This window comes from Neptuniibacter sp. QD37_11, from assembly GCF_047778105.1.
Taxonomy (GTDB): Bacteria; Pseudomonadota; Gammaproteobacteria; order Pseudomonadales; family Balneatricaceae; genus Neptuniibacter.
The window spans coordinates 2,905,843-2,921,051 of sequence record NZ_CP180552.1 but is presented as its reverse complement, the minus strand read 5'-3'; the positions used below and the strand labels follow the sequence as shown (position 1 = coordinate 2,921,051).

Below are 15,209 nucleotides of genomic sequence, written 5' to 3'. Positions count from 1 at the left end.
ACGTAACAAATGTAAACGTTGTGACAATTATTTTACAGTTATTGATAATAAATCGTAATTGTAAATGGTTATTATTTGTTGCATTTGTAAGGCTCTAAATTGAGTAGTAATTGCCCTGAACTGGTTTTTAACTGAAGCACTATTAATGCGTTTCATGTGACTTATTTGTAAGTCCGTCCAAAACCTCAGAATAGCTACCGAAAAAGTTAGAGATGATCGATAGGTCTTCTTATTCCCTTCTGGAAAGCCTAACTCCCTTACTGGGGGGCAGTGCAAAATTTTGGCTATGTTCACTCTCAGCTTTAGTTTGATAAGTTTAATGTAGGTAGGAATTACATGATTTCACAGAAAAACAAAAGACGTGCTTCATTGTCTTTACTGATTGGTTATGCGGTATCCAGCCAAATTGCTGCTGCTCAAGAAGACTCCGAGAAAAGCTATGAGCGCTTGGACAAAATTAAAGTAGAGGGTGTGGCGTCGGACGTTGGTGAAACTCGTATTGGCCTGGAAGAACTACAGCGCCTAAATCCGAACGACCTTCAAGATGTGTTTAGAAATACACCAAGTGTTGAAGTGGGAAGCTCAATAGCTGCGTCACAAAAGGTATACGTCAACGGTGTTGAAGAGACAAACTTAGCTGTAACCATTGATGGTGCCCGTCAAAATAACAAATTATTTCACCATTCAGCTACGAACATCATCGATCCTGAACTGTTAAAAGCTGTGAGCGTTGATGCCGGTGTTGCGCCTGCTGATGCAGGCCCTGGAGCGTTGGGTGGCTCACTGGTTTATGAGACCAAAGATGTCTCCGACTTATTGGAAGACGGTGACAATTTCGGTGGTTCTGTCGGCCTTGAGTACAACACTAACGGTGATACATTCGATAGAAATATCTCGTTATTTGGTCGCTCGGGTGGTTTTGAAATACTCGGTTACGTAAAGAGCGCGTCTGGTGACGATTTCGAAGACGGTAATGGTGATGATGTCATAGGCTCTGAAACAGCGATGAAATCAGGCTTATTTAAAGTCGGTTATCTGCATGAAAGTGGTTACCGTACAAAGCTATCCTACGAAAAAGTAGAAGATGATGGGCATCGCCCAGAAAGAGCTAATTTCAATCGAGGCTTCTTGTCGGAGAACAACGAACTAAAGCGTGAAACGCTTGTATTTGCGATTAAAAACGAAGCCCCTAAAGGTTTGATTAACCCTTATGTAAAAATTGCTCACTCAGAAACTGAATTAGTCTGGGTTAACAGTAGCTACCCGACCTCAGGTGAGTATGAAAGCATAAATGGCGTTTTGGCTAATGAATTTGTACTGAAAGACGGTACTGTAGATGCCGGTATCGATTTTTACGACGATAAAGCTAAGGGTATTTTCCCGACTTTTAATGAATTTCCAGTAGAAAAAGCAAAGAACATTGGTGCATTTGCGCAAGCTCGACTATCGCTCAGTGATCGGGCTCGAATCTCCTTCGGTGCTCGTTACGATGATCATGAACTTGAAGGTGTAGATGGCTCTAAGCATGATAACAGTGGCTTATCCAGCAACATTTCTGCTGAATATGATCTAACAGAATTTGTAACTGCGAGCGCTGGATATTCACATGTATTCGGTGGTGTGCAAATTACCGAGCCTTATATAGCAAATGCGGCTTGGGATTATTCAGCAGGTCTAAAGGAGTCAAAAGCCGATAACGGGTTTATTGGTATGGAATTGAATGCTGAAGGTTTAAGCCCATCACTGGCTGGTTTAACTATAGGCGCGAAAATCTTTAAAACGGATATCAGTGATATCCGAGATGAAGAATATGGCGGTGGCCCAGATATTTACAGTGATGTTGAGTCAGATGGATTCGAGATTAATACTCGATATGAGTGGCAGTCTGGCTTTGTGAGACTGAGTTATATTGATGTTGATACTAAAATTAATGGAATTGAGGGCTCTACAAACGCTTATTATATCGGAACTCCACTTGGCAAATCTTTAAAAGCTGATTTTGTACAGTCAATTGATAGTGCCAATATCAACTTTGGTGCGGACGTGCAGCACTACTTCTCGATGGATGGGCATGATGGCACATCTCCTGTCGATGGGGCTTTTCCTAGCTATACAGTAGCTAATTCATTTGTTGCTTACACTCCGCAAGCATTGAACAACCTGACGCTACGTCTATCTGTTAATAATCTGTTCGATGAAACTTATGCTGATCGTTCAACCTATGGACATGAGTTTGGAACAGATACTACTTTGAATGAGCCAGGTCGCTCGGTTGTGTTGGGTGCCAAGTTTAAATTCTGATGATCATATATCAGTGCAGGCTTGATCTTGTAGGAGTCCTGCCGAAAACTTTTTACGCTTCTAGGACTTATGTCCATCCCTTCTAAAGAAACGTAATCAGACCCCGCCAGCTGAGCTGGTGGGGTTTTTTATTACTTTCCTAAAGCTAACCACAAACCAACCAAAATCATTAGGCTTCCGGCGATTCGATTCATAAGGCGAACGTTGTTGCGTTCCATTAAAAGGTGCTTTAGTAGTTTACCGCCGCTGGCGTAGATAAGCAGGCAAATGAATTCAAGCAAAAGAATCAAAGCAACCAGTATGGCTAATTGCGGCGCCATAGGTAGATCGGCATCAATGAAGGGAGGCAAAAGGGTGACAAAAAATGCCCAGCCCTTTGGGTTCGCAACGGCAGTAAGAAAACCATTTGTTGCTAACTGTAATCCTGAAACTGCTTGTTTTTGTTCACCAGGTTCGGTAATGACTAGCTTGCCTCTAGAGCAAAACATCTCATAACCTAGCCAACAAAGGTAAGCGCCACCGCCCCACTTTAGAATAGTGAACACTTCTGGGTAGTTCAGCATTATTGCCGCGACACCTAAAGCTGCGGACGCGGCCACCAAACCAACTCCAATTAACTCTCCCCACATCATATGCAAGCTACGTTTGACGCCAATAGAGATACCTAGACTCAATGCCAAGGTCATACACATTCCGGGTGTAATGGAGACAAAAAAGAAGGTAGGAATAAACAGGGATAAAAGAGTGAGTGACATCAGAAAAACAATACCCGTTGTTATGGAAAAATTTAATATAGCTAGGAGTTTATGCTGTGCAAAATCAATTAGTAAGAAAAATAATTTTTATGGTGTAAAAAACAACCAGTTTTTTACACCCCCGTAACAATGGGCTTTGAGAGGGATACGCAGAATTAACTAACAGTCTTATCCACAGCTTGCGTGGATGGATTTTTTTACTGTTAGGGCTTGACTGGCTAATTTTTGTACAGGCTTTTTGAGTAAGAAAAAATTTTACAAAAATGTTGATATTACCGATCGATTTGATCCTTATTCTACAAGGTTGAAATATAACCAGTTCTCTGTAAGTCAGTATTCATGGGCTTTATGGAGGATGTCCATAATTAGTTAACAAGCTTATCCACAGTTTATGGGGAGAAACTAGGAAGCGGCTTTATCAACGATAAGCGCTCTATTTTTGGAAGTTTGTTCACAAGTGTATTGGGCGTGTTATGTAAGTACCTACTCTCTTCTTGCCCTTTGTCGCTTAAGGTTATCCAAAGGCTTTAAAGTCAAAAAAACGATTGTTCTTTTCTAACAAGTGGCATGCTTAACTTGAGGATTATTTATAGAGGAATTTGGTGCTTATCAAGGGCGTTAAAAAGTGTTACTTTGCGCGGCCTTTTTTCTGAAGATGTAAGATCGAAAGCATGATTACTGGTTTTGATTACGGTAGTTCAAATTGCGCCATGGGCGTTCTTCAAGCAGATAATAGTGTGCAGTTATTGTCACTTTATCAGCAGCAAAAATATGTACCTTCTACTCTATATGCGCTCTCTCGCGAATTGATCTGCGAAGGGGTTGCACGTCAAATTAGTAATCCTAAAATTCGCGATACTTATCTTAAAGAGCGCAGCCTTCAATTGAGACAGGCTTCAGCGTCTCGTTTATCTCTTGGCGTTTTATCCGATGAACAGACACTGTTTATTGGTGAGGAAGCAATAGAACAATATATCGATCTGCCAGAAGAGGGCTATTTTGTTAAATCTCCAAAATCCTTTTTAGGAGCGAGTGGCTTACAAACACAGCATTTGGCATTTTTTGAAGATGTTGTCACAGCTATGATGTTCCAGATAAAGCAGGCGGCTGAAAAATCACTGGGGGATACGATTACCCAAACTGTCATCGGTCGTCCGGTTAACTTCCAAGGCAGTGGTGGCGAAGAGGCTAATCAGCAAGCTTGTCGTATCTTGAAATGTGCTGCAGAGAGGGCTGGTTTTGTCGACGTTGAGCTTCTGTATGAGCCCTTAGCAGCCGGAATTGATTTTGAAGCGGGGTTAGAGGAAGACAAAGTCGTTTTAGTTGTCGATGTCGGTGGTGGTACCAGTGACTGCTCTATTGTCAAAATGGGCCCGAGCTACCGAGACAAGCCAGAACGATCAGCTGACTTTCTTGGTCATAGTGGTGCTAGGGTAGGGGGAAATGACCTTGATATTCACCTAGCTTACTACGGGCTAACGCCAGTTCTAGGCATGGGAGGGAAATTGAAAAATGGGCTACCTATTCCCTCTCAATCCTATTGGAATGCCGTATCTGTAAATGACATACCCTCGCAGGTCGAATTCAATAGCTTAGCTTCGATCGAAATGATGGAGCAAATGCAGCGTGATGCAGCGGAGCCTGAAAAAGTAGCGCGCTTAATTCAGCTGCAAGAGCAAAAGCAAAGCTATCAGTTAGTGCGTAGCGCTGAGCTGGCAAAGATCTCTTTGTCTGATCAGGAGCAAGTTATTTCGGATCTAAGCTACCTTGATAAGGAATTATCGCAGCCAATCAGTCGTGATGTGTATGAATCGGCAATAGAGCGCCCGGTAGCGAAGATCGTGGATCTGATGAGTGAAGTAATAAAACAAGCGGGCTGCACACCTGAGCTGGTATATGTTACTGGTGGTACGACAAAATCGCCTGCTGTCCGGCAGGCAATTGCATCTTTATTGGGTGATATAGACGTTGTCGACGGTGACCACTTTGGTAGCGTGACAGCTGGGCTAACACGCTGGGCGGAGAAGCTCTACCGCTAAAACTATGCGATGAAAGCATGATGGGTGTGGTTTATTCTGTGGTGTGTGCAATACCTAGTAATAAACCGCCTTCTTGCCATAGAGTAACAGCCGTTCCTTGGTTGTTAATAATATTCTTAGTATCAACCTGTTCTAAGGTTAGGCCCTCTGGGTATTCTGCTTGGTAAAATGTGTAGATCTGATTATTTTCAATATTTCGCACTTTCAACTGAGCAGCAATTTCACCATTAATTGAACAGTAACTACCGCCAATCAACTGCCACATATCTTTTCCAAGTTTGCTTGATGAAATCAGCTTAAAGCTTAGTTGGGTTAGTTGTTGTCCAAGTTCATCTATAGAAGATGTATACACAGATATTTCGCTTGGCTGTTCATGATGGCCCGCAATTTCATTCACAATACTTGGGCCTGATATAGGCATAGGCATCAAACTGACAACCATAAAAATGAAGGCTAAAGCCAATGCCGGAACCATTAATTGAGGTTGTTTAAACCAAGTTTTACATTGATCTAACCAGCTGATGTTATTTATCGGTGCTTCAATATTGATATCCGATGGGTTGCTAAGTTCTTCTTGTATAGAGATTAGCTGAGCTAACTTATCTTCACTCAATGATTGATCTTGGTAGTGCGCTTTGAGAGCTGATTTTAAGTTTTTAGGCGCGGTTGATTTCATTGCATCACCTCCTTTAGATCCCATCGCTCTTCGGTTAACTCGTGTTGGACTCGCTTTTTTAATCGGTGCATTTTGGACAGCAAGGTACCTCGCGGCACTCCCTGTATCTCAGCTATTTCTGTCATGCTGTACTCTTCTATTGCCCATAGATAGAGTAATTCGCTTTCTTCTGCGCTTAGTAGCTTTAATAGCTGTTCAACATCACGTTGTTGGATAAATAAGTTTTCCAAAGAGTCTGATGATGCTTGGTTTATCTTTTCTACTGCATCAGGTAGATCGGTTAAAGAAAGTAGTTTGTTATCCCCGCGGCATTGATCAATAAACGCGTTACGAATGCTGCGTTTTATATAGGCTTCAGGTTCCTTTATTTGTGCAGAGTTATTGCGTAGAAATTTTTCTACGCACTGCTGGAGTAGGTCGTATGCCTGATCCTCGTTTCGAGTGAGGGATAAAGCATAGCGATAAAGTTGGTTGAGCCTATTTTTGTCTAGCATTTATAAGTTGTACCGTGGCTGCCCAAACATAAAATATGGGCAGCCTATCCAGATAATTATTGGCTAAGCCATTTGGAACACTAATTATCTGAAGAGTTTCATTCGGTAACGGTTTTTTTAACCTCCTAGTGAATTTTCAACGGATTTTTAAAGCGCATGATTAGATCGTTAAACGCAAAACGTTCACCTCCGCCGAAACGGATCAAAACAACACCGGCAGCAAGGAAAGCAAATTCACGTTTAAAGCTATTTAGGTTAGCGATTAGATTTTTATCAAAATTAAGCTTGTAGCCCATATACCAGAGCATAATAGCTACGGTTGCAGCGCCTGCTGTTCTAACCAATAACGGTGGTGCAAATAGAATAATAAGGCCTGCAAGTAACAGTAGAGGTTGCCACGTAGCAAAGGTAGGGACTTTTGCGAAAGCGCCAAAGCTGCCGCTGACTAAAAACATGATACCTATAGAGAGGCGCAGCAGTAAGCCTAGAGCTTCCCAGCTCATGCTGTAATCATGCTGATTATGTAAAAGATCGAGGCTATAACGGCCTGGACCTAGATTAAAAAGCACAAACATCATGCCGGAAAGCGCGATATCTCTGATCTGTACAAACATGGCCGGGGAGGTATAGGTTTTTACCGCAATCTCAGTGTCAGGCACCGTCATGACGGGTAATGAGAATACAAAGCTCCAAAGCAGGAAGGCATAAATAAGTGCCAGAGGTCTCACTAAAAAGCCAACGACTAAGGCGATACCAGAGATAAGCTCAAAAGCTGAAAGTGAGGTAAGAAAGAGAGATGGAGTTAATAGCTCGCCCAAGAAACCCGTAAACAGATATTGTTGAAAAAGCTCATTAATATAGCCTGTTGATCCCATGTAATTAGCAACGATGGCATCATGTTTAGTGCTGGAAAGTAACTGGCTGAGTTTAGATACGCCGCCAATAATAAAAAGAATACCGAGACCTAAGCGTAAATATAGAGCAGCTTCATCGTAGTCTTTTTGTCGATTGTGAGTAAGGGTATTGTTCATCTATATAAGCCTTGCAGATATAAAAAATGCCCCGTTGAGCATTTCCAAGCTAAGCAACAAAACTGGGGTGCAATTATGTTATTTGCTTTGAAGTGACAGGTGCTCTTGGGGCGTTAAGGTGTAGCTGCCTTTAAAGACGCATCAGTAGGTATTTTGATTGCACGACTTTGAAAATTAATTATGAAAAAGATGAAAAAAAGGGAGGCTTTTCTGAATTAAAGTGTTGATTTAATGGACGATAACTGAAAGCTTAACTCACAAGGTTAAAAAACAAACAAACCGCTCTAAGCCAGAATTTATAGGCTTTGTAGCGGTTGTCCAAAATTAATATACACGCTTATCCACAGAAAACTGGGGTAAGTTTTATTTTAGTAGATTATGTTATTCAACTGCGAATGGAGAGATTAATTTAAGAGCATTCCCTTCAAAATCTTCTTCGCGTAGCTGTTGTAGGGCTTGATCAAACTCTTGTTTTCGCAGCGCCCATCGTGAATTTGAAGAGAGTCCGACAAATAGATCGACCTTGTTCCCTGGTTTAAAAACTGCTTTATCTATTTGAGGCGTTAACCCGCGCGACGCAAGTTCATAATCTGCTTGGCAGTCGGTGCCGATAAAACTATCAATTCTTCCCTCTAGCAATAGGTTCGGCAATACAGCTTCTTGGGTCACACTTTTTTTATAGATATCCGTATCCTGATCGAATTCGGTGTAATAAGCAGAGCCACCAACCATGCCAATGGTCATTGCATGCATATCTCTATGTTTGCTGATGCGGCGAGATTTACCATGAGGTAGATAGAGTTGGGTGCTGCAACTGTAGTAGTGAGGATCAGCGTAGGTAATGTATTCGGCTCTTTCTTCGCGCCATGCTAAACCACTCATCGCGTCGATCTGACCATTCTTCATCATCCGCAGGCAGCGTTTCCATGGGCAGCGTAAGTAGTGGACCTTAAAACCGATTCGCTTAGAGAGTTTCTTCCATAACTCGTGGTCGATACCAGTCACGGTTTCAGGCGTCACAAAGCGGAACGGAGGCCAAGAATCAGCGCCAACAACTAATGTCTCGACCTCAGCTTTTGCGGTATTAAAGCAAAGTAGAGCCGTAAGCATCAGTGTGTGAATTAAGGGGCGTTGTAACAACAGAGTAACCTCAGAACGGCAGCGGCAAATCACTTTCATCTCTTCACTATAGTCAAAAAATATTGGGTGGCGGAGAATGAATTACCGCTTGTTTGTCGACAGGTGTTGATCTTATGAACAGCTGGCGGCAAACTAGGGCAAAAGGAATTTAACAATTTAAGTGTTCAAAGGAATGAGCATGAAAGCCAGATCTGTCCAATCCGTTGTTGATTGTTTATCTTGCTGCGTAGCTAGGTTGCGCACGCCGCCGTTTTATCGGGAGGCGTGTTGAAATGCTAACAAGCCTCCACTTTCAAGATATCTTCGGTGTTATCGTTTTAACTGCGTTAGTGAGCTATCTCTTTTTTGATGGCTTCTTGAATCTGACCTGCAAAGGCTTTTACACCCGCTTATTCTTTCACGCCAATAACATCGCGCTGATGTCGTTATTAGTCACGTTGGGGTCTGCCGATCTATTCAGATTAGTTGTTACTGAACCGATGGTTGTTGTGGGGTTTTACCTACTTTTACTTTCTGTATTACCCATTTTTGTTGCTATTGTTTACGCCTTTACCTTAGAGCCGCCATCACTGCATCTACTTTATGATCGGTGCCGACAAGAGATTCAGTATCTCAACTGGGGCGTGAAGCTGGAGATGGTAATTATTTTGTCAGCGACGCTATGTTTGGCATCTGGTTTATCCCAGATAGCAACGCTTAGGGAATGGTTTGGCTATTTTAGCCCCGGGCATATGTTAGTCACTTACCTTGGGTTATTGGGGGTTTTTGCTTTTGTCGTGCAGGCCTTTTTCAATCAAGTGATGTTGATTGTTCGTTCTACCCTAGCGGTCAGTTTTTTCTATCCGGTTATCCACGTAATGTCTTTGTAGATGTCTTTTAAGTTGTAGCAAAGGATTAAAAAAGCCCTTTTGGAAGCAAACAAAAAGGGCTTTTTATGCTGATATGAATGCAGGATTTAGGAAGGTTAAGCGCCGCTAGCCTCGAGTGCAATAACCGTCAGCTCTTCGATCATCTCGATTTCTTGTAACATTGGATAAAGTACCGTTTCTTCACAGATTTCACCGTGAAGATTAGGTGGCATAAAGAGATCTTTGGGGCGATGAAGCAGGATGACACACTGATTACCAAACAGGCTCATCTCTGTTCCTGCAACGTCCAGCTTATCACTAAACCTTTTGTAATTTTGTAAGAAGTCTGGTGTCAGGATCTGCTTAGCATGCTCTTTATCTTCCGCATAAATATGAAAATCCTTACCAAAGGGGTTGTTGTCTATAGTGATACGCTGATCTTTATCCATAGGCTTCTGTTGGAAAAAGCTGAGTACCTTCCCCCAATTTGCTTGCAAGATCACACGAGAAGGGAAGGTGTGTGGCAGCGTCATATTCAGGATCACCCCTTTAAATTCGGTACTCTTCCTTGTATTTCCTTTGGCATCAGTTTTCATTCGGTTTAACTGGCACTCCACCATTTCCACCGTGACAGCCCCAATCTCTGTTCGGAGATAATCCTCTTGAATCGTCAAATCTTCTTGATGGGGTGGCAGTATGCGGCTATCTCGGACTGAGTCCAGCGGGATAATTCCGTGACGCTCATAGTGAAATCCGTCTAGATGATCGAGGATTTTTGGAAGTAAATTTTCAGCAAAATGGTGATTAAAGTCTTGTTTGAATTTAGCTGCTTTGAATCCTGAAATTAACAGAGGGATGATCGCTAAAAAGAGGCCACCACCAATAAATACCACAATAGAAATGACTGCACAGGCTAGGGACGCGATAAAACCTATTAGCAAATGACGGTCACAGGCTTTTTTGGCTTTTTCTCGCTCTCTAAGCAGCTCAGCCCATTCAGTAGTGCAGGCCAGCTTTAACGCATCGAACTGTTCTGGAGCAACATCAAACTTCAGTTGCGCAGGCTTTTTACGAAAAATTCGGTAGACGATAAAATCAACGATCGTATCGAGAAATGCGTCAGTTGCGGTATCGAGCCGTTTTTGACGGCCATTGGGTTGGTAAGAAGGTGCGTTCACACAAAGCCTACTGGATAGTTAAACAATTTTTTAAGGCTTGAGCATAACAACGCTGTTTGTGGATTTAAACTGACTAGGTTTGTGGGGATATAACCTAGTCAGCTGAACGTGAACTACCTAAATGGTAATTATGGACAAGCGTTGGTCGCTTGAGACTTTATTTCCAGTCTTGCTTGTTTTATGACACTGATACCCGAGCTGGTGGCTAATAGGCCCATGATGGTTGCTACTAAAAGATCTGGCCATGCTTGCCCACTACCTAATACACCCGCAGCAGCGATCATCACTGCAACATTGCCAATGGCATCATTTCGACTACATAGCCATACAGATCGCATATCAGCATCGCCACTGCGGAAGGTATAAAGCATGATAGCGACAGTTACATTCGCTACTAATGCTAGTAAGCCAATAATGCCCATAGTGACTGGTTCTGGAGTTTGGCCATTAAACGCATCCCATAGTACTTTTAGCAAAACGGCTATGCCAAACAGGAGCATGGTTGACCCTTTGATCAGGGCTGCTCTGGATCGCCATAACATGCCCATAGAAAGAACGGACAGTGAGATGACATAGTTTGCGGAATCGCCTAGAAAATCGATCGCGTCAGCGAGTAGAGATGCTGAAGATGCATTCAAGCCAGCGATGATCTCGATAATAAACATACTGGCATTGATCAACAGGGCGATCCATAGGGCTTTTCGAAAGCGTCCATCTTCTAATGCTCTTTTAGCGTGGTTAGCATTGCAGCAACTGCTGGCCATTGTTTTTTCCTCAAAACGACATCGTGTAAAAAAGTTTTAAGGTAATTAAAAAGCCTATAGCCACTACAGGGTCAAGAAAGTCTCGTCATCGTAGCTTTAATGGCCGTGTAGACCGCTAATATGTGTGTCAGTGTCTGGTTCGGTATGGGGTTTATCGGAGGAGAGCCCCTCAAGTATGCCACAGTGTTCGATATCGCTCTCTGTCTCACAACGTTGGCGTAAACTGCGTAGATCTTGTTCTAAAGATGTGAGGGCTTGGATACGTTTAACAACGTGCTCAATATGGCTATCGACTAGATCGTTAATATCGTGGCAGCTTTCAGACGGTTGATCTTTGAGGGCTAGCAATGTTCGTATCTCATGAAGGCTCATATCTAAACTACGGCAGTTACGGATAAACAGAATGCGACTTAGATGCCGCTCGTTGTAGATCCGATAATTACCTTCAGAACGATAGGGAGCTGGAAGTAAGCCCTCTTTCTCCCAGTAGCGAATGGTTTCTACCTGACATTCTGTGCGTTTTGCTAATTGGCCGATTTTCATTTTATTGTCCTCTTAACCTTATAGTAGTTATAGGGTTTTAAAGGTTCAACCTAACAACCGCCAGTGTTGACGCTCGGAAATACGCTTTGGTTTTTTGAGAATAAACGGTTCGTTAACTATTCTGAATTGAGTCACCCCATTTGTATTAGCTGTGGTTATGTCTGATAAAACGCCATCCATAGAAGCATTACAGAAGCGTATCCAAGAGTTAGAAGATGAGAACGAGCTTCTATCCGACTTTGCCGGCTTATCTTCCGACTGGTTTTGGGAGCAGGATGAATCATTCAGATTTGTACGCTTTTGGGGGATGTTGACCGAGAAGCTCCAACGTAAACAGAGCCTTTTTATCGGCAAGCGACGTTGGGAGATGCCTATTCAGGGTCTAACTGATCAAGAGATACAAGCCCACATCGAGCGATACGAACAGCACTTGCCTTTCCGCGATTTTGAATATGAAGTGCCGGGGAATGATGGTGTTGTTCAGCATTATTCGGTTAGTGGTAAGCCTGCTTATGATCGTGAAGGTAACTTTACCGGTTATCGCGGTGTAGGGCGTAACTTAACGCTTCTACATAATGCTCAGCAGGCGGTGAAAGCTAGCCAACAACAACTATCGCAAATACTGCAAGGAAGCCCAATTGCAACCTTTGTGATCGATAAAGAGCACAAGGTGACCCATTGGAATAAAGCTTGTGAGGCGCTGACTGGTGTGTCTGCGAGTGAAGCAATTGGACGTGATGATAGTTGGCGTGGCTTCTATGCTGAATCAAGGCCGACTATGGCCGATCTTGTTGTGGATAATGCACCCGCTGAAAAGATACAGGGGTACTACGGATATAACTTTGCTGTATCGAGTTTGATAAACGGCGCCTGTGAAGCTGAGGATCTTTTCCCCAACATCGGCCCTTCTGGACATTGGCTCCACTTTAACGCATCGCCGTTGCTAGATACTGACGGAAATACAGTAGGTGCCATCGAAACGCTTCAGGATATAACTGATCGTGTAAAAGCTGAGCAAGCTGAAAAAGATCATCACCTCAAATTAAAACGGGCTCACGAGGAGTTGCAATCAACACTGCAGCAGCTAGTTGAAGCTAAAAAGCTCGCTGGACTTGGGCGTTTAGTTTCTGGTGTAGCACATGAACTGAACTCTCCTTTAGGGAATATTCTCTTAGGATTAACGACAGCACAAAATAATTTGGAAGAGTTACAACACTCTTTTGATAACAGCAGCCTGAGTCAGTCTCAACTCCGTGCATATTTGGAAACAGAAGCGGAATCGATTGCTTTGATGGATCACAATCTCAATCGAAGCATTAATCTGATTAATCGCTTTAAAGAGCTATCAAGTGATACCAAAACAAAAGTTACTAGAAGTTTCTCTCTTCATGGCATTGCTAAAGGGGTTTTTGGTGCTTATTTGCATCGTTGTAAACAGAGACATATCGAATTAGCTAATAACGTTCCTCCAGATCTGAGGATTTGTAGTAATGATGAAGCGCTCGAACAAATTTTAGTAAGTCTCATAGAGAACAGCCTGAACCACGCTCAGCTAGAGGAGGGCAGCCTAATTGAGCTTGCCGTGTTTAAGGGAAAATCCGGTGTTGAAATCGATTTTTCTGATAACGGTCAAGGCATGGATGAGAAGGTTAAAGAGCACGCCTTTGACCCATTTTTCTCATCGAAAATGGGACATGGTACGTCTGGGCTTGGCCTCTATAGAGTCTATAACCTCGTCTCGGTTGTCTTAGGTGGCAGCATCAGTTTGCACAATAATGAGCCAGGTTTGCTCGTTAAACTAACTTTGCCTGATCTGTCCTGTGAGTGAAAACTCTGCGGGCATAAGCAGTCTAGGAAAGCGTCTATACTTAAATTCGTTACTCACCCAATAAGAATAAATTGAGCTTATGCGTAACTGTAACTCCATCATTGTGAACATAAATTTCGCGCAGATAAAAGTCGCTTTATTGCGCTTAATGCTGATTTGGATTGTTTCTTTCTATAGCTATCAAGCCATTGCTCAGCCTGATTTGAAAGTTATTACTGAGGATTGGGCACCATACAATTATGAAGAAAATGGCGAGCTGAAAGGGTTCTCAATAGAGATTGTTCAGGCAATTATGGATGAGTTGGGCGAAGAGTATCCTATTTCAATCTATCCAGGGGTCCGAGGCGATCGGATGTTGGAAACCTTACCTAATGTGATGTACTTCTCTTTGTTCCGAACGCCGGAAAGAGAAGCTAAGTTCAAATGGATCGGCCCTATATCCCAAGAAGCGATCTACTTTTACAAACGCAAAGATAACGCCAAAATTTACCGTACGATTGATGATGTTAAAAAGGCAAATAACATCACCGTTCCCTATAAAGGGCTGGTCGCAAATAAGGTAGATGAGCTAGGTATTACCAATGTAATAAAGCTTTCTGCCAGAGATCGTCAATTCAGCCTATTATTTTCAAATCGAGCCGAATTGGCTGTAAATATTAGCCCTCTAGGCGTTGTGTATTATTTAAAGCAGATAGATAAAGCAGCAGATGCTCTGGTTCCCACGCAGGTTAAATTACTGGAGTTTCCTCTCTATATTGCTTGCTCTAAAGAGATCCCAGATAGTGTGATCCAAAGGTGGCAGGCGGCTTTAGACAAAGTGAAAGCATCAGACAAATACGAACAAATTTACAGTAAATACCTAATGTAAAAGTTAACACTCTTCTTCTGAAAGGTTTGTCTCTCCTTTATGCCTGTCTCTATCTTAAATGGCTAAACCTGATATATCGCTTAAATTGAATTAATCATCATTTTGCTTGTCCGAGCTAAGCAATTAGAGATTATAAATAGGGAGATGAATGATGGGAAAAATCACAGGTGCGGTAGCGGGTAAAGTTGCTCTGGGCGTTGCAATGAGTACTTCAGTTCAGGCTGGAGATGGCATGATCAATGTGAAAAGCCAACACAGCGCGGTTCAAACGGCCGATAAATTAGAAACGGTTTTAAACGCTAAAGGCATGACGGTATTTGCCCGAATTGATCACAGCGCTGGCGCTGAGAAAATTGGTAAGGAACTACGAGATACGCAGTTGGTCCTTTTCGGTAATCCAAAAGTGGGTACGCCCTTGATGCTTTGCGCACAAAGTGTCGCGATCGACCTGCCGCAAAAAGCACTGATCTGGGAAGATGCGGAAGGCTCTGTTTGGTTAAGTTATAACGATCCAGCTCACTTAGCTAAGCGCCACAATATTCAAGGGTGCGATGAAGTACTAAACAAAGTGTCAGGTGCTTTGGGTAAGTTTGCAAAGGCGGCAACGCAGTAAAGATAGGACGCCACTACGTGGCTAGAGGACGGCTTCGCCTAGAGGACGCTGCTACGCAGCTAGAGAAAAAGAAGGACGGCTTACGCCTAGAGGACGCCATGTCATGGTTTTAGAGCAATAATCTACAGTCG

General features: G+C 42.8%; 14 protein-coding genes. 6 read left to right on the top strand and 8 right to left on the bottom strand.

Annotated features, from left to right (window positions below):
- Nucleotides 1-336: 336 nt before the first annotated feature.
- Nucleotides 337-2,301 (top strand): TonB-dependent receptor domain-containing protein, encoded by a 1,965-nt coding sequence (locus tag ACMXYT_RS13635; protein ID WP_415899120.1) that lies wholly within the window; start codon nucleotides 337-339, stop codon nucleotides 2,299-2,301.
- 131 nt (nucleotides 2,302-2,432) lie between these two features.
- Here ACMXYT_RS13635 and ACMXYT_RS13630 read toward each other — a convergent pair whose 3' ends face one another.
- Nucleotides 2,433-3,056, bottom strand: a complete 624-nt coding sequence (locus ACMXYT_RS13630) for a LysE family translocator (RefSeq protein WP_415911570.1) — start codon at nucleotides 3,054-3,056, stop codon at nucleotides 2,433-2,435.
- Between the two features lie 671 nt (nucleotides 3,057-3,727).
- On the opposite strand from ACMXYT_RS13630, the gene yegD reads away from it, so the two are divergent.
- Nucleotides 3,728-5,095, top strand: a complete 1,368-nt coding sequence (gene yegD, locus ACMXYT_RS13625; protein ID WP_415899119.1) for a molecular chaperone — start codon at nucleotides 3,728-3,730, stop codon at nucleotides 5,093-5,095.
- Between the two features lie 31 nt (nucleotides 5,096-5,126).
- On the opposite strand, the gene ACMXYT_RS13620 is transcribed toward yegD, so the two are convergent.
- The 4 genes from ACMXYT_RS13620 to ACMXYT_RS13605 form a co-directional block, all read right to left on the bottom strand.
- On the bottom strand, nucleotides 5,127-5,771 hold the full coding sequence (locus tag ACMXYT_RS13620; protein WP_415899118.1) for a hypothetical protein: 645 nt from the start codon (nucleotides 5,769-5,771) through the stop codon (nucleotides 5,127-5,129).
- Nucleotides 5,768-6,265: an RNA polymerase sigma factor gene (locus ACMXYT_RS13615; RefSeq protein ID WP_415899117.1), complete on the bottom strand. Its 498-nt coding sequence runs from the start codon at nucleotides 6,263-6,265 to the stop codon at nucleotides 5,768-5,770. The genes ACMXYT_RS13620 and ACMXYT_RS13615 overlap by 4 nt, the downstream gene beginning before the upstream one ends.
- Nucleotides 6,266-6,390: 125 nt before the next feature.
- Nucleotides 6,391-7,296: a DoxX family protein gene (locus tag ACMXYT_RS13610; protein WP_415899116.1), complete on the bottom strand. Its 906-nt coding sequence runs from the start codon at nucleotides 7,294-7,296 to the stop codon at nucleotides 6,391-6,393.
- Nucleotides 7,297-7,677: 381 nt separating this feature from the next.
- Complete coding sequence (locus ACMXYT_RS13605) at nucleotides 7,678-8,475, bottom strand: substrate-binding periplasmic protein (protein WP_415899115.1); 798 nt, start codon at nucleotides 8,473-8,475, stop codon at nucleotides 7,678-7,680.
- Between the two features lie 233 nt (nucleotides 8,476-8,708).
- On the opposite strand from ACMXYT_RS13605, the gene ACMXYT_RS13600 reads away from it, so the two are divergent.
- Nucleotides 8,709-9,305, top strand: a complete 597-nt coding sequence (locus ACMXYT_RS13600; protein WP_415899114.1) for a hypothetical protein — start codon at nucleotides 8,709-8,711, stop codon at nucleotides 9,303-9,305.
- 95 nt (nucleotides 9,306-9,400) lie between these two features.
- Here ACMXYT_RS13600 and ACMXYT_RS13595 read toward each other — a convergent pair whose 3' ends face one another.
- The 3 genes from ACMXYT_RS13595 to cadR all read right to left on the bottom strand — a co-directional run bounded on the left by ACMXYT_RS13595 (nucleotide 9,401) and on the right by cadR (nucleotide 11,769).
- Nucleotides 9,401-10,462 carry a DUF3137 domain-containing protein gene (locus ACMXYT_RS13595; RefSeq protein WP_415911569.1) on the bottom strand — a complete coding sequence of 354 codons (1,062 nt, stop codon included), beginning with the start codon at nucleotides 10,460-10,462 and terminating at the stop codon, nucleotides 9,401-9,403.
- 128 nt (nucleotides 10,463-10,590) lie between these two features.
- Nucleotides 10,591-11,226 carry a cation transporter gene (locus tag ACMXYT_RS13590; protein WP_415911568.1) on the bottom strand — a complete coding sequence of 212 codons (636 nt, stop codon included), beginning with the start codon at nucleotides 11,224-11,226 and terminating at the stop codon, nucleotides 10,591-10,593.
- A gap of 96 nt (nucleotides 11,227-11,322) precedes the next feature.
- Nucleotides 11,323-11,769, bottom strand: coding sequence for a Cd(II)/Pb(II)-responsive transcriptional regulator (gene cadR, locus ACMXYT_RS13585; protein ID WP_415911567.1), 447 nt, complete (start codon nucleotides 11,767-11,769; stop codon nucleotides 11,323-11,325).
- Nucleotides 11,770-11,926: 157 nt separating this feature from the next.
- On the opposite strand from cadR, the gene ACMXYT_RS13580 reads away from it, so the two are divergent.
- The 3 genes from ACMXYT_RS13580 (at nucleotide 11,927) to ACMXYT_RS13570 (ending at nucleotide 15,078) form a co-directional block, all read left to right on the top strand.
- A complete protein-coding gene (locus tag ACMXYT_RS13580) occupies nucleotides 11,927-13,597 on the top strand; it encodes a PAS domain S-box protein (protein WP_415911566.1) in 1,671 nt (556 codons plus the stop codon).
- A 79-nt stretch (nucleotides 13,598-13,676) separates the two neighbouring features.
- Nucleotides 13,677-14,465 carry a substrate-binding periplasmic protein gene (locus ACMXYT_RS13575; RefSeq protein WP_415911565.1) on the top strand — a complete coding sequence of 263 codons (789 nt, stop codon included), beginning with the start codon at nucleotides 13,677-13,679 and terminating at the stop codon, nucleotides 14,463-14,465.
- A 148-nt stretch (nucleotides 14,466-14,613) separates the two neighbouring features.
- The gene (locus ACMXYT_RS13570) at nucleotides 14,614-15,078 is read left to right on the top strand and encodes a DUF302 domain-containing protein (RefSeq protein ID WP_415911564.1); all 465 of its coding nucleotides are present in this window, start codon (nucleotides 14,614-14,616) and stop codon (nucleotides 15,076-15,078) included.
- Nucleotides 15,079-15,209 lie beyond the last annotated feature (131 nt).